This window comes from Streptomyces sp. (assembly GCF_035644915.1).
Taxonomy (GTDB): Bacteria; Actinomycetota; Actinomycetes; order Streptomycetales; family Streptomycetaceae; genus Streptomyces.
The window spans coordinates 25029-50743 of the sequence record NZ_DASQNP010000083.1 but is presented as its reverse complement, the minus strand read 5'-3'; the positions used below and the strand labels follow the sequence as shown (position 1 = coordinate 50743).

Genomic DNA, 25715 nt, shown 5'->3' with positions numbered 1-25715 from the left:
GATGCTGCTCATCAGCGTACGGCGGGGGTCCGACAAGGGAAGTGGATTGGGGAAAACTGACCGTTTCCCCAAAGCCTGCCGACAGCACAGGCACTGTTCCCGCCATCGGAAGGGCCGGAAGGTGATCGTTTCCGCCGTGATGTGATCATCCCGCGGATGGCCGCGCTCCGGGCCCCGCTGGTCCCGGTGATCCCGCGGCCTGCGGGCCTCACCGGTCCAGTCGCCGCGCCCCTTCCGAGGGCACCGCCTCGAACAGGCGCGGCGCCCGGTGGCCCGCCGCGGCGAACGCGTCGGTGACCGCCGCCCCGACCTCCTCCGCCCCGGCCTCCTCCACCAGGACGATCGCCGAGCCGCCGAAGCCGCCGCCCGTCATCCGGGCGCCCAGCGCCCCCGCCGCGACGGCCGTCTCCACCACCAGGTCCAACTCCGGGCAGGAGACGGCGAAGTCGTCGCGGAGCGAGGCGTGTCCGGCGGTCAGGACCGGGCCGATGGCACGGGTCTCGCCCGCGTCGAGGCGGGTGATGACCTCCCGCACCCGCTGGTCCTCGGTGACCACGTGGCGCACCAGGGGCCGCAGGGCCGGATCGGCCAGCCGGGCCAGCGCCGAGTCCAGCTCCCCGTACGGCACGTCGCGCAGGGCGCGCACGCCCAGGGCCGCCGCGGCGGCCTCGCAGCCCGCCCGGCGCCGGGCGTACTCGCCGTCGCCCAGCGCGTGCTGGACCCGGGTGTCCACCACCAGCAGCCGCAGCCCCTCGGCCGCCAGGTCGAACGGGACCTGGCGGCAGGTCAGGTCCCGGGTGTCCAGGTACAGCGCGTGCCCGGCCGTGCAGCAGGCCGACGCCATCTGGTCCATGATCCCGCTGGGGACGCCGACGAACTCGTTCTCGGCGCGGCGACAGAGCAGGGCGGTCCGCTCGGGGGTCAGGCCCAGGCCGTACAGGCCGTCCAGCGCCACGGCCGTGGCGACCTCCAGGGCCGCGGAGGAGGACAGGCCCGCGCCGGCCGGCACGTCGCTGTGGACGTACAGGTCGGCGCCCCCGGCCGCCCTCCCCGACTCCCCCGGGAACACGCCCGCCTCGCGCAGCGCCCACACCACGCCGGCGGGGTACGCGGCCCAGCCGCCCGTCCCGCCGTCGCCGCCGTCGCCGCCGACGACGCCCGGCGCCAGCTTCGCCACGTGCAGCCGGACCGTGTCGCCGGGCACGTCGGCCGAGTGCACGTTCAGCACCCCGTCGTCGCGGCGGGCCGCCGCCACGCGGGTGGTGTGCGGCAGGGCGAGCGGCATCACGAAGCCGTCGTTGTAGTCGGTGTGCTCGCCGATCAGGTTGACCCGGCCCGGCGCGGCCCACACTCCGGCGGGCTCGCCGCCGTGGACCGCGCGGAAGCCCTCGACCGCCTGCCGTACGGCCGCCTCCGCCGTGGCGTTCATCCGCCGCTCCCCGGGGTGTTCTCCAGTGCCTTCCCCCGGGCGAAGGCCCAGGCGTCGGCGACGATGTCCTTCAGGTCGGTGCGGCTCGGCCGCCAGCCCAGCTTCTCCCTGGCCCGGTCCGCCGAGGCGACCAGGAACGCCGGGTCGCCGCCGCGGCGCGGCGCGACCACCTCGGGCACGGGGTGGCCGGTGACCTCGCGGACCGTCCGGATGACCTCGCGGACCGAGAAGCCCTGGCCGTTGCCGAGGTTGCACACCAGGTGCTCGCCGGGCCTGGCCGCGTCCAGGGCCAGCAGGTGGGCCTCGGCCAGGTCGGCGACGTGGATGTAGTCGCGCACGCAGGTGCCGTCGGGCGTCGGGTAGTCGTCGCCGTAGACGGAGATGGAGTCCCGCTGCCCCAGGGCGACCTGGAGCACCAGCGGGATGAGGTGCGACTCGGGCTGGTGGCGCTCGCCGAGGGTGCCGTACGTGCTGCGGTACGCGCCCGCCACGTTGAAGTAGCGCAGCGAGACGGCGGCCAGCCCGTGGGCCGCGCACTCGCCGGCGATCATGTGGTCCACGGCGAGCTTCGAGGCGCCGTAGGGGTTGGTCGGCGCGGTGGGGGCGTCCTCGGGGATGGGGAGGGACTCGGGCTCGCCGTAGGTGGCGGCCGTGGAGGAGAACACCAGCGTGCGGACGTCCGCCGCGCGCATCGCCTCCAGCAGCGCCATCGTGCCGCCGACGTTGTTGCTCCAGTACTTCTCGGGGTGGACGACGGACTCGCCCACCTGCGAGCTGGCCGCGAAGTGCAGCACCGCGTCGTAGGAGCCGTCCAGCCAGCGCTTGGCGTCCTGGATGCGCCCCTCGATGAACTTCGCGCCCTCGGGCACGCCCTCCCGGAAGCCGGTGGACAGGTCGTCCAGTACGGTCACCCGGTGCCCTGCCTCCAGCAGGTGCGCCGCGACGACGCTCCCGACGTAACCGGCACCGCCGGTCACCAGATACGTGCCGCTCACTCGCTTGCCACCTCTCGCAGTCGTTCGGCCGCGGCCTCCGGCGGCACGTCGTTGACGAAGACCCCCATGCCGGACTCGGAACCCGCCAGGTATTTCAGCTTCCCGGACGTGCGGCGGATCGTGAAAAGTTCCAGGTGCAGGGCGAAGTCCCCCCGCTCGGCCCAGTCCTCCCCACCCCGCGGGCCCAGGGGCGCCTGGTGCCAGCCCGAGATGTACGGCGTGGGGGGCTCGCCGGGTCCGAAGATCCGGTCGAAGCGCCGCAGCAGCTCCAGGTAGATCCCGGGGAACTCGGCGCGGGCGGCGTCGTCCAGCTCCGTCAGGTCCGGCACCCGCCGCCGGGGGTGGAGGTGCACCTCGTACGGCCAGCGCGCGGCGTGCGGCACGAAGGCGGTCCAGTGCTCGCCGTCGAGGACGACGCGCCGCCCGTCGGCGCGTTCGGCGGCGAGGAGGTCGTCGAAGAGGTTGCGGCCCGTGCGCTCCCGGTGGGCGGCGACCGTGCGCAGCATCCGCTCGGTGCGCGGGGTGACGAAGGGGTAGGCGTAGATCTGGCCGTGGGGGTGGCCGAGGGTCACGCCGATCTCGCGGCCCCGGTTCTCGAAGCAGAAGACCTGCCGGACGCCGGGCCGCGCCGACAGCTCGGCGGTGCGGTCGGTCCAGGCGGCCAGGACCAGGGCGGCCCGCTCCTCGGTGAGGTCGGCGAAGGACGCGTCGTGGTCGGAGGTGAAGCACACCACCTCGCAGCGTCCGGCGCCCGGGGCGTTCAGGAAGAGGCCGCCGGGGTCCGCCGCGTCCGCCGGTCCCGGCGGGCCCACCAGGGAGGGGAAGCGGTTCTCGAAGACCGCCACCTCGTAGTCCTCGGCGGGAATCTCCGTCAGACGCCCGTTCCGGGACGGGCAGAGTGGGCATTCGTCCGGTGGCGGGTGGTACGTACGGGCCTGGCGGTGCGCGGTGACGGCGATCCACTCGTCGAGCAGCGGATCGTGGCGGATCTCCGAGGAGGTGGCGACGGCTTCGATGGGGCGCCTGTCCACCGCGTCGCGCCCCGCGGCGTCATGGGTGTCGTAGTAGACGATCTCGCGGCCGTCGGCGAGGCGGGCCGAGGTCTTCTTCACCTGGTGGCTCCTATACTGCGACCCAACATAATCAAACACAAAAAATCATGAGTGAACATAGTCGTCAAGGGGTATCCCCGCCGCACCGGCCCCCTCACGCCATGGAGGCGACCTGCTCATGTCGTACCAGTTGGCCCAGGATCTCCGGCTCCCCACGAACGCCCTGGACTACACGATCCTCGCCATCTACTTCGTCGTCGTCCTGGGCGTCGGGTTCGCAGCCCGGCGCAGCATCAAGACCAGTCTCGACTTCTTCCTCTCCGGCCGTTCCCTGCCCGCCTGGGTCACCGGTCTCGCCTTCATCGCGGCCAACCTGGGCGCCCTGGAGATCCTGGGCATGGCGGCCAACGGTGCGCAGTACGGCGTCTACACCGTGCACTGGTACTGGGTGGGCGCCATCCCGGCCATGGTCTTCCTCGGCCTGGTGATGATGCCCTTCTACTACGGGTCACGGGTGCGCTCGGTCCCCGAGTTCCTGCTGCACCGCTTCGGACCCTCCTCCCACCTGCTGAGCGCCGTCCTCTTCTCGGCCGCCTCCGTGCTGATCGCGGGCGTCAACCTCTACGCGCTGGCCATCGTGCTGGAGGCGCTGCTGGGCTGGCCGCAGTGGGTGTCCATCGTCGTCGCGGGCCTGTTCGTCCTGCTCTACATCACCCTGGGCGGCCTGTCCTCGGCCATCTACAACGAGGTCGTGCAGTTCTTCGTGATCCTGGCCGGGCTGATCCCGCTGACCGTCGTCGCCCTGACGCGGGTCGGCGGCTGGAGCGGGCTGAGCGAGAAGCTCACCGCCTCCCGGGGCGACAACTTCCTGTCCGCCTGGGGCGGCACCGGCATCGGCTCGGACAACCCGCTGGGCGCCAACTGGCTCACCATCGTGCTCGGCCTCGGTTTCGCCCTGAGCTTCGGCTACTGGACCACCAACTTCGCCGAGGTGCAGCGCGCCCTGTCCGCCAAGAACCTCTCCGCCTCCCAGCGCACCCCGCTGATCGCCGCCTTCCCCAAGATCTTCATCCCGGCGCTCGTCGTCATCCCCGGCCTGGTCGCGCTGGTGGTGGCGCCGGACATCGGCCGGGAGGACGGGCTGCAGTACAACGACGCGATCCCGCTGCTGATGCGGGACCTGCTGCCCAACGGCGTGCTCGGCATCGCGGTGACCGGTCTGCTCGCCGCCTTCATGGCCGGCATGGCCGCCAACGTCTCGGCCTTCAACACGGTGTTCACCAACGACATCTGGCGGCCCTACCTGGTGAAGAACCGCCCGGACTCGTACTACGTGGCCACCGCCCGCGTGGTCACCGCGATCGGGGTGCTGCTGGGCATGGGGACGGCGTTCATCGCGGCGACGTTCAGCAACATCATGAACTACCTCCAGACGCTGTTCTCCTTCTTCAACGTGCCGCTGTTCACCGTCTTCATCATCGGCATGTTCTGGAAGCGGATGACCTCCGCCGCCGGCTTCTGGGGGCTGCTGGCGGGCACGGTCGCGGCGATGGTCAACTACTTCTGGGTCTACAAGGGCGGACTCATCGACATCCCCTCCGACCAGGGCGCCAACTTCGTCTCGGCCATCGTCGCCTTCGTCGTCGGCGCCGCCGTGGTGGTCGTCCTCACCCCCCTCACCAGGCCCAAGCCCGTCGAGCAGCTCGCCGGCCTGGTGTACGGCACCCAGTCCCCCGGCCTGGCGGAGCCGCCGGCCAAGGGCGACGAGGCCTGGTACCGCAGGCCCGCGCTGCTGGGCTGGAGCGCGCTCGTCCTGGCCGCCCTCTGCTACATCCCGTTCTCCTTCTGAGCGCCCCGCGCACCGCACAGCGAAGGATGTGATCCCCCGTGACGAACGGCAGGAACGACACCGGCGGTCCCCGCGGCCCCGTCACCCCCGGCGGCGCCCCCGCGGACTGGCAGAAGGAGGAGCTGGAGCTGGAGGAGCGCTCGGCCAGCGCCGCCCGGCTGTTCGACGTCCGCCGGGTCATCGGCCTCCTCTTCGTGGTCTACGGCGTCCTGGTCACCCTCGCCGGGATCTTCGTCTCCGACGAGAACCTGAGGAAGGCCCAGGACATCAACATCAACCTCTGGACCGGTCTGTCGATGCTCGCGCTGGGGCTGCTGTTCCTGCTCTGGCTGCGACTGAGCCCGACGGTCCCGCCGCCGGCACCGGGCGAGGGCCCCCGGATGCGTCCGCCGGCCGGGGAGTGACGCCGGCCTCCGCCGACCCTGCGGCCGGGGGCGGGCTGAGGACCGGCACCACCCGGTCCTCAGCCCGCCCCCGGTCTCCTCTCCGCCCCCCGTACGGCTCCCGGGCCGGACGGGGAGCCGGACGCCGGGCCGGTCACCCGGTCCAGCAGCCCGGTCCGGGCCGCCAGCGCCGCCGCCTCCAGCCGCGAGCCGACGCCGAGCTTCATCAGCACCCGCTGCACGTGCGTACGGGCCGTGCTGGGCGCTATCCCCATGCCCACCGCGATCAGCCGGGTGTCCTCCCCCTCCGCCACCCGCACCAGCACCTCGACCTCCCGCGGCGTGAGCAGCTTGAGCAGCCGGGCCCCCTCGTCGTCCGGCTCGGCCGTCGGATTGAGCAGTTCCGCGAACGCCCCCTGCAGCAGTTGCGGGGTCACCGCCGCCTCCCCCGCGCGCGCCCGGACCATCCCGCGCTCGACGCCCTCGATCCGCTCGTCGTGCCGCACGTAGCCGGACGCCCCCGCCGCGAACGCCGCCGCGATCCCCCGTGGGCTGGGCACCGGCCCCAGCACCACGACGGCGATCTGCGGCCTCTCGCGCTTGATCCGCGTGACCGGGTCGAACGCCCCCGGCTCCGCGGGCGCCGCCGTCCCCCACAGGCACACTTCCGGCACCCTGTTGATCACCAGCTCGGCCGCGCCCGCGGCCGGCGCGGCGGCGGCGAGCACCCGGTGCCCGCGTAACTTCAGCGCCGAGGCGAGCGCCTCGGCGTGCAGACGGTGGTCATCGACCACCATGAGCCGCACGGTCATCCCCACCCCTGTCATTCCGCCCGCCGACCCGGGACCGGGTCTTGACCCGGCAAGGTACACGCTCCCTCCCCGCGGCGCGCCCCTCCCGCCGCAGAAGCAGAGCCACAGGACCGCCGTACCTTATGGCGCGAGGACGAGCACAGGGAACGCCGGAGGGGCCGACCGCGCGCTGCGCGGTCGGCCCCTCCGGCGAACCCTTTACCCGTAGTTGTTGTACATCATGGCGCCGTAGTCACACACCTTGAGCACGCTCCCGTCGAAGCGGCACACCTCGACGGCCGCCCGCTCTATGCCGCTGCTCAGCGTGGCGTAAGTCGTCTTCTGGTTGCTCTCGTTGTATCCGGAGGCCGTGAGCCAGGACCATTCGTATCTGCCACCCGGCCCCCAGGCGACCAGCCTGGCACGAGCATGCTGCCCGTCGGCGGCCGTGTCCTTCACGTAGATGACGACCGGATTGGCGCTGGTCCTGCTCACGTACTGCAGGTCGATCACGCCGCGGGCTCCGGGAAGCACGGCCTCGCTCTCGTACGCGGCGGCGGCAGCCGCGGCGGTTCCAGTGGTGGTGAACACCATCGCCATCGCTCCGCCGACGGCGGCCAAAACAGCCCCAGTCCTACCTAACTTCACTGCCACTCCAGGAATTTGAGATCCTTGACGTATTTACATGATCAAACTATCCGATACCGCCTCGGCCCGGTGGACAGTGAGCGTTTTCCAATCTCAGGCCGATGTGGCGAGGTGGAGGGTGAGGACGGCCTTGACCAAGTCGGTGATGCGGGTGGTGCTGCAACGGAGCTTGCGCAGCAGCCGCCAGGACTTGAGGGTGGCCACGGCCTGTTCGTCCAGGGCGCGGATGCGGGCGTGGGAGCGGTTGTGGGCCTGCTGCTCGCTCGACAGGTTCTCCCAGCGGCCCCAGTAAGGCACCCGGACGGCGGGGCCGGCGCCTCGGTGGGCCTTGTCCGCCCAGCAGGCCGCGCCGGTCTCGGTCAGGGCATCGATGATGCCGTGGGTGCGGGCCGCGCGGATGTCGTGGACCGCACCGGGCAGGGCGGGGGAGGCCCAGATCAGCTTCCTCACCGGGTCGGCGAGGACCTGACGTTCATGCCGTGCCGCTTGTGTTTGCCCGAGTAGTACGGCCGGTCGGCGGCGATGTCCCCCAGCCTTCGGCCGGGAGGTACCCCCAGTCGATCGAGTTTCGCCCGTTGGCAGGGCCTCCTGATACCAGGGGACTCCCTTCGAAGAGAAGGAAACTGCCGCAAAACGACCGGAAATCGCATGCAGTTGCCCTACCTGGGTTATCGGCCAACGCAACTGAGGCCCCTTGGCTCTGCAAGGAGCGCCCCCACCGGCCGGAGGCCAGGCGGGGGCGCACGTCAAGGCGGCACACAGAGCGGAACTTACTGGCGCGGCATCAACGGTAGGCCGCGATCGCCATTTTGCTCAGACCGGCAGAGGCATAGAATTTCTGGCTCACCAGAAAGAAATGGCCATCGTTCCAGTACGGATACACGTCAATTCCGGAAGCCATTTCGTACTCCTGCTTCACACCATCTGCCGACATCTTCATCCGCGGGGACGCCTTGCCGTTTTCCGGGTCCAGCGTGACGACCTGGCCGGGCTTGTCGTAACTGGGGTGCTCATAGGCGATCAGCGAGCCGTTTTCCACAGTGACCGGGACGATCAGGCCCTCCTCGGTCGGCTCGCCCAACCACTTCGGCTTACCCGTGGTGAGATCGAAGGCGATGATCTCGTTGGTCCGGCCGTACTCGGCGTCGCCCTGGTGGGGGTGCGAGGCGATGTACAGGGTGTTGCCGTCCACCACCGTGCCGGGGCAACCGCTGAGCGTGATGCCCCGGCACCCCAGGTTGTGCCGGTCCTTGGTGATGGAGATCTTGCGCTGAAGCTTGCCACTGTTCGAGAGGAGCATCAGGTCGGTGATGTCGATGCTGGACTCGCCACCCGCGTTGACCCCGAGCACCACCGGATCAGTGGACAGGACCTTGAGGACCTTGATGCCGTTGGGAGCCTTCCACTCCCACTCCTTCTTACCGCCCGGTCCCACTCCCTGGACCTTCTGCTGGCCGCCGAACCCGCACTCCAGTTTGGCGACGAGCTGAGCGCCACCGGAGTAACCACGGTCCCGGCACTCGGCGCCCTCCTCCTGCTGCCACAGCTCCTTGCCGGTGGCCAGGTCGTAGCCGACCGCGTTGCCGATCCAGGAGACGGCGCCGATATCGCCGCTGACCGCCATCTCCGTGTAGTTGAACTCCGTGGAAGTTCCTTGCTCCGACGGCAGCTCCTTCTTCCACAACTCCTTGCCCGTGGCCAGGTCGATGCCCATGACGAACTCGCAACGTCGGCCGTACTGGACCACGGTCTTGCCGCCCGACATCTCATGGGCGGCGCTGCAGCTCTTCGGACGGGGCATGTCGATGGACCACGCCACCTCGCCGCTCTTCATGTCATAGGCCGTGGTGGAGGTGGTCGTGGTCTTGATGATGTTCTTGCCGACAAACCAGGTACCGGGCACGTCCGTGAGGATGTCCTGCTTATCCACCTTGGGCGGCTCGACCTTCCAGGCGAGTTCGGCATTGATCACGCCTGTCTTGCCGTCCCCGCCGTCGGTGCCGCCGTTCGTGGTGCCCTTGGTGTCGCCCTTGGCCTCGGTCCCGTCATCACCCGAGGCCAGGAACCAGATGCCGCCGCCGGCGATCAGCACGACCGCGACGATCGCGGCGACGACGGCCAGGACCCTGCCCTTCCTGCCGGACCCGCCCGGCGGCTGTATCCCGCCGCCGGGCATGGGGTGGGTGGGGTACTGCCCGTACTGGCCGTAGGCGGGCGGCTGCCCGTAGACAGGTGGCTGGCCGTAGGCGGGCGGCTGCCCGTACGGCTGCCCCGGCTGCTGCGGGTAGCCGTACGGCGTCGGGGCCTGCGGCGGCTGGCCGGGGGGCTGCTGGGGGTAGCCGTAGGAGGGCGGTGGAGCCTGCGGCGGCTGGTTGGGCGGCGGAGGCGGGGCCTGCGGCGGCTGCTGGCCCGGCTGTTGTTCCGGCTGCTGGCCCGGCTGCTGCGGGTAGCCGTACGACGGCGACGGTTCCTGCGGTGCGCCGAAGCCGCCCGGGGGCGGCTGGTTGGGTGGCGGAGGCGGCTGCGACATGGATTTCCTCATTCACGCGCGGACCGGCTGCCCAGCCCCTCAGACCCCCGTGGGGCAGAGCGCATCGGACACTGGTCCGCCACTTCTCGACTGTTCTCGACGTATGGACACCGACGGTTGGAACGAAGCTCTTTCTACCACCGGACTTCCGCCGGACCGCCGCCGGTTCCCTCCGGAGCCATCAGGTGAGACCGGTCCGCGATCCCGCCGTTACCGTCATCGCCGCCGCCGTCCGCCGCGTCCGCCCCCGCCGGTTCGCCCCGGTCGCCGTCAGCCGTCAGCCGTCAACCGTCAGCCGTTCTCGGCCAGTTCCAGCCAGCGCGTCTCCAGCTCGTCCCGCTCCCCCGCCAACTCCCGCAGTTCGGCGTCCAGTTCCGCGACCCTCGCGAAGTCGGTGGCGTGCTCGGCCAGTTCGGCGTGCAGGGCCGCCTGGCGCTCCTCGATCCGCTCCAGCCTGCGCTCGATGCGCTGCAACTCCTTCTGGGCGGCCCGGGAGAGCGCCGCGGGCTTGGCCGGTTTGGCGGACCGGTCCGCGCCCGCCGCCGGGGCGGCGGGGGCGGCGGCCGGGGCGGTGGCGGCCTGCCGCTGCCGCTCGCGGCGCTCCAGGTACTCGTCCAGCCCGCGCGGCAGCATCCGCAGGGTGCCGTCGCCCAGCAGCGCGTACACCCGGTCCGTGGTCCGCTCGACGAAGTAACGGTCGTGGGAGATGACGACCAGCGAGCCGGGCCAGCCGTCGAGCAGGTCCTCGAGCTGGGTCAGCGTCTCGATGTCCAGGTCGTTGGTCGGCTCGTCCAGGAAGAGCACGTTGGGCTCGTCCATCAGCAGCCGCAGGATCTGCAGCCGCCGCCGCTCACCGCCCGACAGGTCGCCGACCGGCGTCCACTGCTTCTCCTTGCCGAAGCCGAAGCGCTCGCAGAGCTGCGAGGCCGTCATCTCGCGCCCCTTGCCCAGGTCGACGCGCGAGCGCACCCGCTCCACGGCCTCCAGCACGCGCCAGTCGGGGTCCAGTTCGGCGACCTCCTGGGAGAGGTACGCCAGCCGCACCGTCCTGCCGACCCTGATCCGGCCGCCCGCGGGCTGCTCCTCGCCGCCGCTGTCGGCCGCCGCGGCCAGCGCCCGCAGCAGCGAGGTCTTGCCCGCGCCGTTGACGCCGACCAGACCGATCCGGTCGCCGGGGCCGAGCTGCCAGGTCAGGTGCTTGAGCAGCACCTTGGGGCCGGCCTGGACCGTCACGTCCTCCAGCTCGAAGACGGTCTTGCCCAGGCGCGAGTTGGCGAACCTCATCAGCTCCGCGCTGTCGCGCGGCGGCGGCACGTCGGCGATCAGCGCGTTGGCCGCCTCGATGCGGAAGCGCGGCTTGCTGGTGCGGGCGGGGGCGCCGCGCCGCAGCCAGGCCAGCTCCTTGCGGACCAGGTTCTGCCGCTTGGCCTCCTCGGTGGCGGCGATGCGCTCGCGCTCGGCGCGGGCGAAGACGTAGTCGCTGTAGCCGCCCTCGTACTCGTACACCGTGCCGCGCTGCACGTCCCACATCCGCGTGCACACCTGGTCCAGGAACCAGCGGTCGTGGGTGACGCAGACCAGCGCCGAGCGCCGCGCCCGCAGGTGCCCGGCCAGCCAGGCGATGCCCTCCACGTCGAGGTGGTTGGTGGGCTCGTCCAGCACGATCAGGTCCTGCTCGGCGATGAGCAGCTTGGCCAGCGCGATGCGCCGCCGCTCGCCGCCGGACAGCGGCCCGATGACGGTGTCCAGGCCCTGCGGGAAGCCGGGCAGGTCCAGCCCGCCGAACAGGCCGGTGAGGATGTCCCGGATGCGGGCGTTCCCGGCCCACTCGTGGTCGGCCATGTCGCCGATGACCTCGTGCCGGACGGTGGCGGCCGGGTCGAGCGAGTCGTGCTGGGTGAGCACGCCCAGCCGCAGCCCGCCCGCGTGGGTGACCCGCCCGGTGTCGGCGGGCTCCAGCTTGGACAGGATGCGGACGAGGGTGGTCTTGCCGTCGCCGTTGCGCCCGACGACGCCGATCCGGTCCCCCTCACCGACCCCGAGGGAGACGCCGTCGAGCAGCGTACGGGTGCCGTACACCTTGCCGACGGCTTCCAGATTGACGAGGTTCGTGGCCATGGGGCTCCCGCTGCCCGGCCCGCGCCGGGCCGGACTGGTCTTGGTGTGCTGGTCAGCCCCTCAGCCTAGCCGCCGCCCGCGGGCACGCGCCCGGGCCCACCCCGGCCCCGCCCCGGCCGCGCCGCCCGGGAGCCCCGGGCCCTCAGTACGACTGGGTGTGCTGGGCGGGGGCCGAACGCGGCGTGGGCCGGTTGAGGCCGAACAGCGAGCCGGTGGCGCCCACCAGTTCCGCCGAGCACTCCACCGCCGTCCCGTCCGGTATGCCCATCCGGCGCAGGGCCCCGGCGAACACGTCCTCCAGCAGTGCCAGCCGCCAGTTCAACTCGGCGGGACCGATCTGCCCGTTGCGGGGGCGGCTCGCCAGGACGGTCAGCACGTCCTGGGCGTTGGCCTGCAGGTCGGCCAGGGACTGCCAGCCGTTCGGCAGGCGGGCGGCCGTCCGGCCCGACGGCTCCGCGCCCGGCACACCGAGCGTCTGCGGCAGGTGGACGGGGATCGCGGAGTACCAGTCGACCAGCGCGCCGCTCAGGTCGGCCCGCAGTCCGTCGAGGAAGGACAGCAGCACCGCCGCGCCCACGGGCGCGGCGACGGGCTCGACGTACACGTCGTCGTTCGCCGGCGGCCTGCCCGGTGCGTCGGACCCCAGGAACGAGCGGATGACGACCGAGACCTCCTCCTGCTGCTGCGGCGCGGACCGGTTGCTGGGCGCCAGGAGCGCCCGTACGGGCGCAATACCGTGGGCGGCCTGTTCGGCAGCCGCCTGGCACGCGTAGTCAGTGGGCACGGGAGGGTCCCCCTATCCTCCGAAGCCGCCTTGTCCTGCGGCGTCGGTCTTACGTTTCGGGGCCGTACCGTATCGCTCTGCGACCGCTTCGGGGAGGGCTTCGTCACGGAGAGTTCACGCGCCGCGATCTCCGCCGGGCACGCGCCCCTGTCCGCCGGGGGGCGCCGGCGGTTCCGGCGCGCTCGCCGGGTACCCGCGGTAACCGCCGCGGCGGGCGGGGTGCCCGCCGCGGCCCCGGCCGTCACAGCACGTCGGCGAGCTCCTGGCGCAGCCGCCGCTTGGGACGGGCGCCCACCAGGGACTTCACCGGCTCACCGGCCCGGAAGACCATTAGCGTGGGCATGGAGAGCACCCCGTACGCCGCCGTGGTCCGCGGGTTGGTGTCCACGTCAAGCTGGACCACCGTGAGCCGGTGGGCCTCCTCACGGGCGATCTCCGCCAGCACCGGGGCGATCATCCGGCAGGGCGGGCACCAGGTCGCGGTGAACTCCACCAGCACCGGCCCGTCGGCCTCCAGCACCTCCCCGGCGAACGTCGCGTCCGTGATCTCCCTCAACTCCCCCGCCCGGTCCCGCGTCCGCGTCATGTTCCGTCTCCTCTCCCGGTCCGTACGGTCCGTGCGGGTCGCACGGCACCATCTGGCACCGCGGTTCGGGGGCGGGCGCGTTCTCCGCCCGCAGCAACTGGGCGGCGATCTCCTCCCGCACCGTCCGCAACCGGGCGATGCACTCGTCCAGTTCGGCGAGCTTGCGGCGGTACGCCTCCAGGGAGGCGGGGCACGCGTCGCCCGTCGGGTGTCCGGCCCGCAGGCACTCCACGAACGGGCGGGTGTCCTCCAGGCCGAAGCCGAAGTCCTGGAGGGTGCGGATCTGCCGGAGCAGTCGCAGGTCCTCCTCGTCGTACTCCCGGTAGCCGTTGGCGGTGCGGCGTGCCCGCAGCAGGCCCAGCGACTCGTAGTACCGCAGGGCACGGGTGGTGGTTCCCGCGCGTTTCGCCAGTTCCCCGATCCGCATGTCCCCGACGCTAGACCCTGACGCCGACGTCAACGCCAGCCGTGTCTCCCGGCGCGCGGTGGTCCGCCGTCGATCGCCGGGCGGCATCAGGGCCACACCGGCCGGGCCCGCCGAGGCCGGCGCCACGCCCGCGGTCTGCCGGGGACCGGGCCGCTCGTGGACGAGGACGGCCGGCGGCACGGTCACCACCAGCGGGGCGGTGTCCCGCGCCGCCGGGTGGGTCCGGCCGAAGCAGCCGAGGCGAACGCCGACCCCGGCAGCGCCTGGTGGCCGATGTGCGGGAGCAGCACCGCGGCGATCAGGGCGAAGGCGGGGAGCCGGCCGCGGACGGTGTGCGCGCCGGCGTCCCGGCTCGCGTGGGGACCGCTGCGGCCGGGACCGCCGCGGCCTCCGGCGGCGTCACGCCGCACGCCCGCCGGGTGCCTCCTCGCGCACGTCCACGACGGTGGCGCCCGCGTGGGCGATCAGGGACCGCGGGTCCAGCGGGAAGACCGTGTGCGGGGTGCCGGCGGCGGCCCAGACCGTGTCGTGGGCGAGCAGTCCGCGGTCGGCCAGCACGCGCAGCTTCGTGACGTGTCCGAAGGGCGGTACGCCGCCGATGGCGTAGCCGGTGGCGGCGCGTACGGTGGCGGCGTCGGCGCGCCTGACCTTCCCCGCGCCCAACTCGCGCCGCACACGCTCCACATCGACCCGGGACGCGCCGTCCATCAGCACCATCACCGGCTCGCCGTCCGCTTCGAAGACCAGCGACTTGACGATCTCCGCGAGGCCGCAGCCGACCGCCTCGGCCGCCTGGGCGGCGGTGCGGGTGGCCTCGGGGAAGGCGCGGATCTCGACGCCGTCCAGGCCCAGTTCGGCGAGGGCGGCGGCGAAACGCGGGTGGGCTGCGGCATCGGGCGTGGTGGATCGGCTCATGTGCGGGACGCTAACGGAACGCGGACGGCCCGCGCGAGACGGTTTCGCGCGGGCCGTGCGGAAGCGGGGACGGGGCCGGGCCGGGGCCGTTCCCGGCCGGCCGGGTCAGCCGGCGGAGTTGAGGACCGCGCGGACGACCGGGCCCGCGTTCTTGCCGCCGTGGCCGGAGGCCGGGACGACCGCCGCGGCGGCCATGTCGTTGCGGTAGGCGGTGAACCAGGCGTTGGGCTTCTCCTGGCCGTCCACCTCGGCCGAGCCGGTCTTCGCGCCGAAGTCCCCGGTCGTACCGGCCATCGCCTCGGCCGCCGAGCCGCTGGTGGCCGTCAGCCGCATCAGGGAGCGCAGTTCCTGGGAGATCGGCGCCGGGAGGCTGCGCGGGGCCTTGGCCAGGGCGCGGCCGTCCACCTCCGGCGAGACGATGTAGGGCTGGTGGAAGGTCCCGCTCTTCACCGTCGCCGACACCGAGGCCATGATCAGCGGGTTCGCCCGGACCCCGCCCTGACCGATCAGCGAGGCGGCCATCTGCGCGTCGGACTGCACGGGCACCGATCCGTCGAAGGTGGCCGTGCCGACCTGCCAGGGCAGTCCGATGCCGAAGACGTCGCGGGCCTGGCGGGTGAGGTCGTCGTCCTTCAGCTTCCCGGCCTGGCTGATGAAGGCGGTGTTGCAGGAGGCGGCGAAGGACTGGGCGAAGGTGCCGCCCTTGATCTCGAACTTGTCGAGGTTCTGGAACCTCCAGCCGCCGTGGGTGAAGTACTTCGGGCAGGGGTGCTGCTTGGAGCTGGAGGCCAGGCCCTTCTCCAGGAGCAGCGAGGCGGTCACGATCTTCATCGTGGAGCCGGGGGCGAGGGAGCCCTTGAGGGCGGTGTTGAAGCCGCCGGCCGGGGTGTTGGCGACGGCCAGGATCTCACCGGTGCTGGCCTTCAGCGCGACGACCGACGCCCTGGGCTTGCCCGCGATGGCCCGGACGGCGGCCTTCTGCACCTTCGCGTCCAGCGTCGTCCGCAGCTCGCCGGGGGTGCCCTTGCTGAACTCCTTGAGCGTCTTGACCTCCTTGCCCCTGGCGTCGACGATCCGGGCCTCGACGCCGGGCCTGCCGTCGGTCTTGTCGCCGTACCGCTTGCGCAAGTCGGTCAGGATCGCGGCCAGTTCGGGGTGCGCCTCGGCGGTCAGCTCGGTGCCGTTGCGGTCCAGCGCCTTGATGGGCGGGGCCTCGGCCTCGGCGGTCCGGAGGCTCTGGCCGTCCTTGAGTTCGGGGTGCAGGACGGACGGCTTCCAGTCGACGACGGGCTTGCCGGTCGCGGTGTCCCGCACGACCGTCAGCTTCGACCGGTAGGTCCAGCCGGCGCGCTGCTGCCCGTCGTACGCCACCTGCGCCGTCACCGTGAAGGGGACGTCGGCGCCCGTGGCGGAGCCCTGCTCGAAGCGGGCCTGCGCCACCCGGACGTCCTTGCGGAAGGAGACGAGCGCCTTGGCCGCGGCGGCCTCGTCGTCCGTCAGCGCGGCGGCCTCGTCGGTCTTCCCGGACTGCCAGGCGGTGAGGAACTCCCCGGCCGTCGCCCGGACTTCCTCGGCCGACGGCGGGCCGGTCTCGACCGCCCCGTCCGCACCGCCCTCCGCGACGGCCACGTCCTGCCCGTCACCGCCGTCGGACGTGTCGCCGATCAGGGTGTACGCCCCGAATCCGGCGGCTCCGACCAGCACGGTGAGGGCCGCTCCGATCACCGCCACCTTCTGTCCGTCACGCATGAGTGTCCGAAACCTCCGCCCCTGCCCCGGCCAGTCACCGCCGGGGACTCGTGCGAGGAACCCTAGAGCACGTCCGCGACAGGAGTCAGATCAGGTGCCCGTATGCGGACCGACGGGGCGTTCCGGGGCCGATGGGATGGAGGACGCGTCCGGAACGCGGCCGTCCGCGCGCCGGGCCGGCGGTCCGGGAGTTCCGCCCGGAAAAGGCGGGAGGCGGCCGTTTCCCCGTCCGGTTCCCTCCGCCGCAAGAATGATTAGTAATATTTCCCGAAGATAAAGGAGAAGAAAGGGAGACCCGGGTCGTGGGCCGCCCGGGGGACGGGTCGCGGTTCACTCTTCCGGCGGCGCAACCCCGATCCCCGGCCCTCGTTGTCACGATGACGCAGAAGGCCGATCCTCCTTCCGGCAATTACCGATCGGGCCCGCACCGCCGCCAGCGGTGCGGGCCCGATACACGTATGGAGCAGAAAACAATTCATCGGCGCGCGGCAGCGTTTACGGTGTAGTGAGCAAGCGGGTTCTAGCATTACGAACGCAAGCCCGTGAAGCGGCTTCGTACATTGGAGGTACACGCCCATGAACCTGAAGCGGACCGTTGCCGTCTCGATTTCCACCGCAGCGCTGCTGCTCGGTGGCGCCGGCGTCTCCCACGCCAGCGACGGCCCCAAGTTCCAGACCAACAGCCAGATCCTTCCCTGCGCCAACCTGGAGCTCGTGAACCTGGTGCTCCTGGGCAGCGACGTCAACAACCAGGACTGCTCCTTCAACTACAAGGAGGAGTACCACTACGAGTCCTACAGGTTCGAGCACGACCGTGACCGCGACCGTGACCGCGACCGTGACCACGGCCGGAACCACAGGGACGACGACAGGAACCACAAGGACGACGACAGGGACCACAAGAGCTACAAGAACTACGACAAGGACTACGACAAGGACTACGACGAGGACTACGAGGACAAGGACGACAAGGACCACGACAAGTACTGAGGTCCTGCGCCACGACCCTCCACAGTCCGAAAGGCCGCCCCCCGGCTCCCCGGGGGGCGGCCTTTCTCCTTTCTGCCGCACGCCCGGCAAATAGCGCCGCACAACAACACCCGCTTGGCGCAGCGTCATCACAGAACCGCAGGTGACCGGCCGGTCGGCGGGGCCGGCCGCGGACTTTTCGCGAGACACGCAGTGACGTAAAAGCGCGCATTCGCGGATTCGGTCGGTTAATGTCGCCGACGTGGGGGTCACTCCCGCCCTTCCGGTGGACCGGCCGCATGGTGACTGTACTCCGGAAACCGATTCTTCGGCCGCTCGGCGGCGGCCGGGGATCTCGGACCTTTCCTTCTCTCGTCAAGGAGACAAGACCGCATGAAGCTGAAGAAGACGCTCTTCGTTTCGTTCGCCGCCGCAATGGCTCTCGCGGGTGGAGCCACCGGTGCCTACGCCGGTGAGGCGAAGTTCGAGAACAGCTCCCAGATCCTTCCCTGCCCGAACCTGGAGCTCGTGAACGCCCCGATCCTGGGCAGCGACATCAACAACCTCGACTGCTCGCGGAACTACAAGGAAGAGGTCCGCATCAAGAAGGTGACGAAGGTCGAGAAGGAGCACGAGTTCATCTTCGCCCCCAAGCTGGAGCAGGCGCAGGGCCAGGGCCAGGGTCAGGGCCAGGAGCAGGACGCCAAGCAGGGCCAGAAGCACGAGGGCGAGAAGGAGTACAAGAAGGAGTACAAGGAGCACAAGGAGGACAAGGACAAGGACGACAAGAAGGACTGACGCCCGCGCGTCGGATCGTCCAGGACCCTCCATAGGCGCCGCCCGCCGGATTCCCCGGCGGGCGGCGCCCCCCTTTTCCGCGCGTCCCCGGCACCCGCACGGGCTCCGCGCGGCGGGCCGCCGGGCGCCCCGCGCACCGGCGCCCGCGGGGACGGCCTAGACCCAGGTGTCCAGCCACATGCGGGCCTGCCAGGCGTCCTTGGGGATCTGGATTCCGGTGTAGAGCGGGTAGAAGTAGATGAAGTTCCAGACGATCAGCAGCACGAGCACGCCCGCGGCCACGGCGCCCACCGCCCGCCGCCGCTCCGGGGAGCCGGGCGGCCCGAGGACGGCGCCGATCGCCATCGTCAGCGCCAGGCACAGGAACGGCACGAAGACGACCGCGTAGAAGTAGAAGATCGTGCGCTCCTGGTACAGGAACCACGGCAGGTAGCCGGCCGCCACCCCGCACAGGACCGCGCCCGCGCGCCAGTCGCGGCGCAGCGCCCAGCGGTACAGGCAGTACAGCAGCGCGAAGCAGGCCGCCCACCACAGCAGCGGGGTGCCCAGCGCGAGCACCTCGCGTGCGCAGCCGCCGTCCGCCGCGCAGCCGTGTTCGCCCCGCTCGGGGGACTCGTAGAAGTACGACACCGGGCGGGCGGCCACCAGCCAGCTCCAGGGGTGGGACTGGTAGGGGTGCTCGGAGGTCAGCCCGACGTGGAACGTGTAGACCTCGGTCTCGTAGTGCCACAGGCTGCGCAGCGGCGCCGGGACCCAGGTCATGTCGAACCGGGGCAGCGGGACGCGCCAGTCGGTGAACGGGACGGGCAGCGCCTCCGGCGACAGGCCCCGGCGGTTCTCCGCCCAGGTGCGGAAGTACCCGTCCCGGCTCGCGAACCAGCCCGCCCAGGAGACGAGGTAGACGGCGCCGGCGACCGGCACCAGGGAGAGGAGGGCGGGGCCGGCGTCGCGGCGCAGCGCCGAACGGTAGGGGTGGCGCGCCCCGGCGGCGCGCCGGGAGGCGACGTCCCACAGGAGGGTCAGCAGGCCGAAGGCCGCCAGCACGTACAGGCCGCTCCACTTGGTGGCGCAGGCCAGCCCCAGGCAGGCCCCGGCGGCGATCCGCCAGGGCCGCCACCCCAGGGCCAGCCGGTCGCCGACGCCCGGGTCGGGGCGTCCGTCCGGCGGCAGGGCCGCGGCGAGCCGGGCGCGGGCCCGGTCCCGGTCGGCCAGCAGGCAGCCGAAGGCCGCCAGCACGAAGAACATCAGCACCAGGTCGAGCAGCGCGGTGCGGCTCATCACCAGGTGCAGCCCGTCCACCGCCAGCAGGGCACCCGCCAGGCAGCCCAGGGCGGTGGAGCGGAACAGGCGGCGGCCGATGCGGCAGAGCATCAGCACCGACAGCGTGCCGAGCACCGCGACCATGAAGCGCCAGCCGAAGGGCGTCAGGCCGAACAGCGCCTCGCCCGCGGCGATGACCCACTTCCCGGCGGGCGGGTGCACCACGTACGAGGCGGCGTCGCCGAGCGGGGCGGCGGCGGGGTCGCGGAGGATCGTGTCGTTGGCGCCGTCGGGCCAGGTGCCCTCGTAGCCGAGCTTGTACAGCGACCAGGCGTCCTTGGCGTAGTACGTCTCGTCGAATATCACCGCGTGCGGCGAGCCGAGGTTCCAGAACCGCAGGAGCCCTGCGAACAGCGCGACGAGGAGCGGGCCGCCCCACCCCGCCCAGCGCCCCAGCCGCCGCGCGTCGTCCTCGTCCAGCCCGAACAGGCCCCACACCCGGCTCCGGCCGGGTGGCGGGTAGGGCGGTACGAGCCGCTCCCGCACATCGGCCCGCCGGGGTGCCACGTATCCGTAGCGCCGCAGTCGTTCCCGCCATGACGGGGGCTGCTCCCCGACGGGCTCCCCGTGCCGGGCCTGAGTCGCGGTGTCACTGGTCACGCGGGCCATCGTAGGGAACCCCCTTCCGGGCCACGCCGTGTCCCGGCGGCCGCACCGGGCCGCACCGGCGCCGCACGGGGGCGGGCGGGGCCACCGGGGCGGCCCGGAGCTGGGAGGATGGCGGCGTGAGCGGAACACTCGTACTGGCAGGAACGCCCATCGGCGACGTCGCCGACGCGCCGCCGCGGCTCGCGGCCGAACTGGCGGGGGCCGACATCGTCGCCGCCGAGGACACCCGGCGGCTGCGGCGGCTGGCCCAGGCCCTGGGCGTGCAGCCCTCCGGCCGGGTGGTGTCGTACTTCGAGGGCAACGAGGCCGCGCGGACGCCCGAGCTGGCCGAGGCGCTGTCGGGCGGCGCCCGGGTGCTGCTGGTCACGGACGCGGGGATGCCGTCGGTGTCCGACCCGGGCTACCGGCTCGTCGCCGCCGCCGTCGAGCGCGGGATCACGGTCACGGCCGTGCCCGGGCCGTCCGCCGTGCTGACCGCGCTGGCGCTGTCGGGGCTGCCGGTGGACCGCTTCTGCTTCGAGGGCTTCCTGCCGCGCAAGGCGGGCGAGCGGCTGGCGCGGCTGCGCGAGACGGCCGGGGAGCGCCGCACGCTGGTGTACTTCGAGGCGCCGCACCGGCTGGCCGCCTCCCTCGCCGCCATGGCGGAGGTCTTCGGCGCCGGGCGCCGGGCGGCGGTGTGCCGGGAGCTGACCAAGACCTACGAGGAGGTCCGGCGCGGCACCCTGGAGGAGCTGGCCGCCTGGGCGGAGGAGGGCGTGCGAGGGGAGATCACCGTCGTCGTCGAGGGTGCCCCCGCCCCCTCCGGCCGGGAGGTGGACGCGGCGGAGCTGGTGCGCCGGGTCGCGGCGCGCGAGGCGGCCGGGGAGCGCCGCAAGGAGGCCATCGCGGCGGTGGCGCGCGAGGCGGGGGTGCCCAAGCGGGAGGTGTTCGACGCCGTGGTCGCCGCGAAGAACTCCGGCGCCGGGTGAGGCGGGGAGCGGGGGACGGACGGCGGGGACGAAAAGAGCCGACGGGGTCGTGACATTTCCGGCCGGTGAGGAGTCCACTGGTAGGAAAGCGGGAGGAGGTTCCCATGAAGGACTCCACGAACCCCGGGGACACGGTCGTCCGCGAGGAGTACTCCTTCGCCTGCATGCACTGCGGGTACGGCTGGGAGCAGGCGTACGACATCCGCCACCACACCGACCTCGACGGCCGCCCGTTCGTCACCTACCACGACCCGGCCGACGGCCGGCGCGTCCCGTCGCCGCTGAAGCACCCGGCGTGCCCGAACTGCGAGACGCGCGTGGTGCGGATCATGCGGGCGGGACAGGTCTCCTCGGCGGAGCACGCCCGGCCGCACGAGTGACCGCCCCGCCGCGCGGGTGACCGCGCGGGCGGCCCGCGGGCGGCGCGCCGGGGCGTTCTAGGATCGCCGGCATGGACAAGTCCGCGAAGCCCGCGCCGCCGCCCGTCCCCCTGGACGTGCCGGTCGCCGACTCGCACACCCACATCGACATGCAGGACACCACCGTCGAGGAGGCGCTCGCGGCGGCGGCCGAGGTCGGTGTGACGACCCTGATCCAGGTCGGCTGCGACCTGGAGCGGTCGCGCTGGTCCGCCGAGGCGGCCGCCGAGCACGACGCCGTGTGGGCCGCGGTCGCCCTCCACCCCAACGAGGCGCCGCGGCTGGAGGCCGAGGGGGGCCGGAAGGCCCTGGACGCCGCCCTGGACGGCATCGCCGAACTGGCCGCCCGGCCGGAGGTGCTGGCCGTCGGCGAGACGGGCCTGGACCACTACCGGACCGGCGAGGAGGGCCGGGAGGCCCAGCAGTACTCCTTCCGCCGCCACATCGAGCTGGCCAAGCGGCTGGGCAAGGCGCTGGTGATCCACGACCGCGACGCCCACGAGGACGTGCTGCGCATCCTGGACGAGGAGGGCGCGCCCGAGCGGACGGTCTTCCACTGCTTCTCCGGCGACGCCGCGATGGCCCGGGTGTGCGCGGACAAGGGCTACTTCATGTCGTTCGCCGGGAACGTCACCTTCAAGAACGCCCAGCCGCTGCGCGACGCCCTGGCCGCCGCGCCGCCCGAGCTGCTGCTGGTGGAGACCGACGCGCCCTTCCTGGCCCCGGCGCCGTACCGCGGACGGCCTAACGCCCCGTACCTGATTCCGGTCACGCTGCGCGCCATGGCCGAGGTCAAACAGATGCCCGAGAACGCGCTCGCGGAGCACGTCGCGGCCAACACGGCCCGCGCCTTCGGCTACTGACGGCCGCCGCGCGCACGCCCCGCCGGCACGTCCGCGGACACGGACGGTCATCATACGACTTGGGAGAGTGACGCCCCCTCCGCTAGCGTCCCGGGCCGCGACCCGGACCGCTTGGGAGTTACGCCGTGAGCCATCCGCAGGAAAGCCGGCCGTACGGGTACGGACCCGCCTACCCCCGCGCGTACCCGCCGCCCGAGCCGTGGCAGGCGCGGGGGTACGAGCGGGATCCGTACGACACCTACCGCCCCTCGTACGAGAGCCACGGGGCGTACGGCGCGTACGGCGCGCCGGAGGCGTACGGCGGGCACCTCCCGTACGGCGTCCGCATCCCCGCGCAGGCTCCCCCGTCCGAGCCGCGGGGCCGCTTCGGACCCCCCGTGCCGCCCGTGTCCCCCGTGTACCCCGATCCGGCGGAGTCGGCCGATCCGGCCGATCCGACCGGGGCGCCCGAGCCGCCCCGGACCGCCGGGGGACGGGCCGCCGCGCGGCGGGCCGCACACGGCCGGCGGGCCGCCCGGCGGCCCGAGGCCCTGCGCAGGCTGCTGCCCCAGGCGCTCGTCGTCGCCTGCCTGGCGGGCGGCACCTCCGCCTTCGTCGCCGGTGAGAAGGCCGTGAAGCTGACGGTGGAGGGCAGGCCGCGCACCCTCCACACCTTCGCGGACGACGTCGCCGAGCTGCTGGCCGACGAGGGCGTGCGGGTCGGCGAGCACGACGCCGTCTCCCCCGCGCCCGGCGAGGAGCTCGCCCACGGCGACCGGGTCACCGTCCGCTACGGCCGTCCCCTCACCCTCACCCTGGACGGCCGCCCCCAGCGCGTGTGGACCACCGCCCCCACCGTGGCGGAGGCGCTGCGCCGGCTCGGGGTGCGCCCGGAGGGTGCGTACCTGTCGGTGCCCGGCGACCGGCGGATCGGCCGCGGCGGCCTGGCCCTGACGGTGCGGTCCGAGCGGAGCGTGACCGTCCTGGCCGACGGGCGCGAGCGCACCGTCCGCACCAACGCCGCCACCGTGGGCGAGGCGCTTGCGGAGGCGGGCGTCGAGCTGCGGGGCCAGGACACCGCCTCCGTCCCCCTGGAGTCCTTCCCGCACGACGGCCAGACGGTCACGGTCCTGCGCATCACCGACACCGAGCAGGTCCGCGAGGAGGCGATCCCGTTCGCCACCGTGCGGCGCGCGGACCCGACCCTGTTCACGGGGACGGAGGTGGTGGCCCAGGCGGGCCGGCCGGGGGTGCGGCGGATCACCTACGAGCTGCGCACGGTCAACGGCGTGCGGCAGCGGCCCCGGCACGTGGGGACCGTGGTGGTGCGCGCGCCGCGGCCGCAGGTCGTCCGGGTGGGCACCAGGCCGCTGCCGCCCTCGGTGCGGGGCGCCGACGGCCTCGACTGGGACGCCCTGGCCCGCTGTGAGTCCGGCGGCCGTCCCGACGCGGTGGACCCCACGGGGACGCACGGCGGGCTGTACCAGTTCGACGCCCGCACCTGGCGGAGCCTCGGCGGCCGGGGCCGCCCGCAGGACGCCCCTCCGGCCGAGCAGACCTACCGGGCGAAGAAGCTCTACGTGCAGAAGGGCACGAGCCCCTGGCCGGTGTGCGGCCGTAAACTGCACCGGTGAGCACCGCCCCCGAGTCGTCCCCCGCACCGGCCCCCGACCCCCTCCTGGGCCCCTCCGACGTCCGCGAGCTGGCCGCCGCGCTGGGCGTGCGCCCCACCAAGCAGCGCGGCCAGAACTTCGTCATCGACGCCAACACCGTCCGCCGGATCGTGCGGACCGCACGGGTGCGTCCCGACGACGTGGTGGTCGAAGTCGGCCCGGGGCTGGGGTCGCTGACGCTGGCGCTGCTGCAGAGCGCGGCGTGGGTGACGGCGGTGGAGATCGACGACGTGCTGGCGGCGGCGCTGCCCTCGACCGTCTCCGCGCGGCTGCCGGAGCGCGCCGACCGCTTCGCGCTCGTCCACCGCGACGCGCTGCGCGTGACCGAACTGCCGGGCCCGGCGCCCACCGCGCTGGTCGCCAACCTGCCCTACAACGTCGCCGTGCCCGTCCTGCTGCACATGCTGGCCACCTTCCCGACCGTCGAGCGCGGCCTGGTGATGGTCCAGTCCGAGGTCGCCGACCGGCTGGCGGCCGAGCCCGGCTCGAAGGTGTACGGGGTGCCGTCGGTGAAGACCGCCTGGTACGCGGAGGTGAAGCGGGCGGGGGCGATCGGGCGCACCGTGTTCTGGCCGGCGCCCAACGTGGACTCCGGGCTGGTGTCGCTGGTGCGGCGGGAGCCGCCGCGCACCACCGCCACCCGCGAGGAGGTCTTCGCGGTGGTGGACGCCGCCTTCGCCCAGCGCCGCAAGACGCTGCGGGCCGCGCTGGCGGGCTGGGCGGGTTCGGCCGCGGCGGCCGAGGCGGCGCTGGAGGCGGCCGGCATCCCGCCCCGGGCCCGGGGGGAGTCACTGACGATCGAGGACTTCGCGGCCATCGCGGAGCGGAAGGGCACCACCGCATGAGCACCCCGGACACGAGCACGGCGCGCACGGACGCCCCGGGCGCCACGACGTCGGTCACCGTACGCGTCCCCGCCAAGGTCAACGTGCAGCTCGCGGTGGGCGGGCTGCGGCCGGACGGCTTCCACGACCTGGCGAACGTCTTCCTCGCCGTGGGCCTGTACGACCACGTCACCGTCACCCCGACGGCCCCGACCGAGGGCCCGCGCGTCACCTGCTCGGGCCCCGACACCGACCGGGTGCCGCTGGACCGCTCCAACCTGGCCCTGCGCGCCGTGGACGCGCTCGCCCTGCGGCACGGCATCTCGCCGGACGTCCACGTCCACATAGACAAGGACATCCCCGTGGCCGGCGGCATGGCGGGCGGCAGCGCGGACGCGGCGGGCGCGCTGCTGGCCTGCGACGTGCTCTGGGGCACCCGCACCCCGCGCGAGGAACTGCTGGACATCTGCGCCGGGCTGGGCTCGGACGTGCCGTTCTCCCTCGTCGGCGGCGCGGCCCTGGGCCGGGGCCGCGGCGAGGTGCTGACGCCGCTGGAGGTGGGCGGCACCTTCCACTGGGTGTTCGCCGTGGCCGAGGGCGGGCTGTCCACCCCGGCCGTCTACCGCGAGTGCGACCGGCTGCGCGAGTGCCGGGGGACGGGCGCGGGCGTCGGCGACGTGCCCGAGCCCGAGCCGTCCCCCGCGCTGCTCGCCGCGCTGCGCGCCGGGGACGCCTCCCTGCTGGCCGCCCACCTGTCCAACGACCTCCAGTCCGCGGCCGTCTCGCTGCTCCCCTCCCTGGACGACACCCTGGCGGCGGGCATGGCGGCGGGCGCGCTGGCCGCCCTGGTCTCCGGTTCCGGCCCGACCTGCGCCTTCCTGGCCGAGGACGCCACCGCGGCGTCGGACGTCGCCGTGGCCCTGCGCGCCTCGGGCACCTGCCGGGCCGCCCACACGGCCACCGGCCCGGCGCCGGGCGCGACGGTGCTGCGGGCGGAGGTGTGACGGCGGCCCGCGCGGAGTCCCGGGAGTCCCGGG

22 protein-coding genes and 3 pseudogenes are annotated in these 25715 nt (G+C 72.9%); 10 read left to right on the top strand and 15 right to left on the bottom strand.

Features of this window, described 5'->3' with window-relative positions; translation table 11 throughout:
• Positions 1-208: 208 nt before the first annotated feature.
• Genes galK through galT form a run of 3 tightly spaced genes read right to left on the bottom strand, consistent with a single transcriptional unit; the run spans position 209 to position 3536 of the window.
• Positions 209-1429: a galactokinase gene (gene galK, locus VE546_RS10165; RefSeq protein WP_324920836.1), complete on the bottom strand. Its 1221-nt coding sequence runs from the start codon at positions 1427-1429 to the stop codon at positions 209-211.
• Entirely contained in the window at positions 1426-2424 is a 999-nt protein-coding gene (gene galE / locus VE546_RS10160; protein ID WP_324920835.1) for a UDP-glucose 4-epimerase GalE, read from the bottom strand. The genes galK and galE overlap by 4 nt, the downstream gene beginning before the upstream one ends.
• A complete protein-coding gene (galT, locus tag VE546_RS10155; protein ID WP_324920833.1) occupies positions 2421-3536 on the bottom strand; it encodes a galactose-1-phosphate uridylyltransferase in 1116 nt (371 codons plus the stop codon). Before galT ends, galE begins: the two co-directional genes overlap by 4 nt.
• 118 nt (positions 3537-3654) lie before the next feature.
• On the opposite strand from galT, the gene VE546_RS10150 reads away from it, so the two are divergent.
• Entirely contained in the window at positions 3655-5325 is a 1671-nt protein-coding gene (locus VE546_RS10150) for a sodium:solute symporter family protein (protein ID WP_324920832.1), read from the top strand.
• 122 nt (positions 5326-5447) lie between these two features.
• Positions 5448-5729 (top strand): hypothetical protein, encoded by a 282-nt coding sequence (locus VE546_RS10145; protein ID WP_324920870.1) that lies wholly within the window; start codon positions 5448-5450, stop codon positions 5727-5729.
• Between the two features lie 59 nt (positions 5730-5788).
• On the opposite strand, the gene VE546_RS10140 is transcribed toward VE546_RS10145, so the two are convergent.
• The 11 genes and pseudogenes from VE546_RS10140 to VE546_RS10090 form a co-directional block, all read right to left on the bottom strand.
• Positions 5789-6520 carry a response regulator transcription factor gene (locus VE546_RS10140; protein ID WP_324920831.1) on the bottom strand — a complete coding sequence of 244 codons (732 nt, stop codon included), beginning with the start codon at positions 6518-6520 and terminating at the stop codon, positions 5789-5791.
• A 198-nt stretch (positions 6521-6718) separates the two neighbouring features.
• Entirely contained in the window at positions 6719-7090 is a 372-nt protein-coding gene (locus tag VE546_RS10135) for a hypothetical protein (RefSeq protein ID WP_324920830.1), read from the bottom strand.
• A gap of 150 nt (positions 7091-7240) precedes the next feature.
• A pseudogene (locus VE546_RS10130) lies at positions 7241-7671 on the bottom strand (transposase family protein); the annotation flags it as partial.
• A 260-nt stretch (positions 7672-7931) separates the two neighbouring features.
• Positions 7932-9677: a PQQ-binding-like beta-propeller repeat protein gene (locus VE546_RS10125; protein WP_324920828.1), complete on the bottom strand. Its 1746-nt coding sequence runs from the start codon at positions 9675-9677 to the stop codon at positions 7932-7934.
• A gap of 291 nt (positions 9678-9968) precedes the next feature.
• Positions 9969-11795 carry an ABC-F family ATP-binding cassette domain-containing protein gene (locus VE546_RS10120; protein WP_324920826.1) on the bottom strand — a complete coding sequence of 609 codons (1827 nt, stop codon included), beginning with the start codon at positions 11793-11795 and terminating at the stop codon, positions 9969-9971.
• Between the two features lie 142 nt (positions 11796-11937).
• Entirely contained in the window at positions 11938-12579 is a 642-nt protein-coding gene (locus VE546_RS10115) for a hypothetical protein (RefSeq protein WP_324920825.1), read from the bottom strand.
• A 241-nt stretch (positions 12580-12820) separates the two neighbouring features.
• Positions 12821-13165, bottom strand: a complete 345-nt coding sequence (gene trxA, locus VE546_RS10110) for a thioredoxin (protein ID WP_324920824.1) — start codon at positions 13163-13165, stop codon at positions 12821-12823.
• Between the two features lie 49 nt (positions 13166-13214).
• Positions 13215-13592 (bottom strand): annotated as a pseudogene (locus VE546_RS10105) (MerR family transcriptional regulator); the annotation flags it as partial.
• Between the two features lie 182 nt (positions 13593-13774).
• Entirely contained in the window at positions 13775-14002 is a 228-nt protein-coding gene (locus VE546_RS10100; protein WP_324920822.1) for a hypothetical protein, read from the bottom strand.
• Positions 13992-14507, bottom strand: coding sequence for a YbaK/EbsC family protein (locus tag VE546_RS10095; RefSeq protein ID WP_324920821.1), 516 nt, complete (start codon positions 14505-14507; stop codon positions 13992-13994). Before VE546_RS10095 ends, VE546_RS10100 begins: the two co-directional genes overlap by 11 nt.
• Positions 14508-14612: 105 nt before the next feature.
• Positions 14613-16256 carry a penicillin-binding transpeptidase domain-containing protein gene (locus VE546_RS10090; protein WP_324920819.1) on the bottom strand — a complete coding sequence of 548 codons (1644 nt, stop codon included), beginning with the start codon at positions 16254-16256 and terminating at the stop codon, positions 14613-14615.
• Positions 16257-16832: 576 nt separating this feature from the next.
• Here VE546_RS10090 and VE546_RS10085 point away from each other — a divergent pair.
• Both VE546_RS10085 and VE546_RS10080 read left to right on the top strand, forming a co-directional pair.
• Positions 16833-17246, top strand: a complete 414-nt coding sequence (locus VE546_RS10085; protein WP_324920818.1) for a hypothetical protein — start codon at positions 16833-16835, stop codon at positions 17244-17246.
• Positions 17247-17618: 372 nt separating this feature from the next.
• Positions 17619-18023 carry a hypothetical protein gene (locus VE546_RS10080; protein ID WP_324920816.1) on the top strand — a complete coding sequence of 135 codons (405 nt, stop codon included), beginning with the start codon at positions 17619-17621 and terminating at the stop codon, positions 18021-18023.
• A gap of 156 nt (positions 18024-18179) precedes the next feature.
• Here VE546_RS10080 and VE546_RS10075 read toward each other — a convergent pair whose 3' ends face one another.
• Positions 18180-19952: a dolichyl-phosphate-mannose--protein mannosyltransferase gene (locus VE546_RS10075; RefSeq protein WP_324920815.1), complete on the bottom strand. Its 1773-nt coding sequence runs from the start codon at positions 19950-19952 to the stop codon at positions 18180-18182.
• A gap of 116 nt (positions 19953-20068) precedes the next feature.
• On the opposite strand from VE546_RS10075, the gene rsmI reads away from it, so the two are divergent.
• The 6 genes and pseudogenes from rsmI to VE546_RS10045 all read left to right on the top strand — a co-directional run bounded on the left by rsmI (position 20069) and on the right by VE546_RS10045 (position 25682).
• Positions 20069-20920 (top strand): 16S rRNA (cytidine(1402)-2'-O)-methyltransferase, encoded by an 852-nt coding sequence (gene rsmI / locus VE546_RS10070; RefSeq protein WP_324920813.1) that lies wholly within the window; start codon positions 20069-20071, stop codon positions 20918-20920.
• A 104-nt stretch (positions 20921-21024) separates the two neighbouring features.
• Positions 21025-21288, top strand: a pseudogene (locus VE546_RS10065) (hypothetical protein); the annotation flags it as partial.
• A gap of 83 nt (positions 21289-21371) precedes the next feature.
• Complete coding sequence (locus tag VE546_RS10060) at positions 21372-22202, top strand: TatD family hydrolase (RefSeq protein ID WP_324920811.1); 831 nt, start codon at positions 21372-21374, stop codon at positions 22200-22202.
• Positions 22203-22327: 125 nt separating this feature from the next.
• The gene (locus tag VE546_RS10055) at positions 22328-23815 is read left to right on the top strand and encodes a ubiquitin-like domain-containing protein (RefSeq protein ID WP_324920809.1); all 1488 of its coding nucleotides are present in this window, start codon (positions 22328-22330) and stop codon (positions 23813-23815) included.
• The gene (gene rsmA / locus VE546_RS10050) at positions 23812-24699 is read left to right on the top strand and encodes a 16S rRNA (adenine(1518)-N(6)/adenine(1519)-N(6))-dimethyltransferase RsmA (protein WP_324920807.1); all 888 of its coding nucleotides are present in this window, start codon (positions 23812-23814) and stop codon (positions 24697-24699) included. The genes VE546_RS10055 and rsmA overlap by 4 nt, the downstream gene beginning before the upstream one ends.
• Positions 24696-25682: a 4-(cytidine 5'-diphospho)-2-C-methyl-D-erythritol kinase gene (locus VE546_RS10045; RefSeq protein ID WP_324920805.1), complete on the top strand. Its 987-nt coding sequence runs from the start codon at positions 24696-24698 to the stop codon at positions 25680-25682. The genes rsmA and VE546_RS10045 overlap by 4 nt, the downstream gene beginning before the upstream one ends.
• Positions 25683-25715 lie beyond the last annotated feature (33 nt).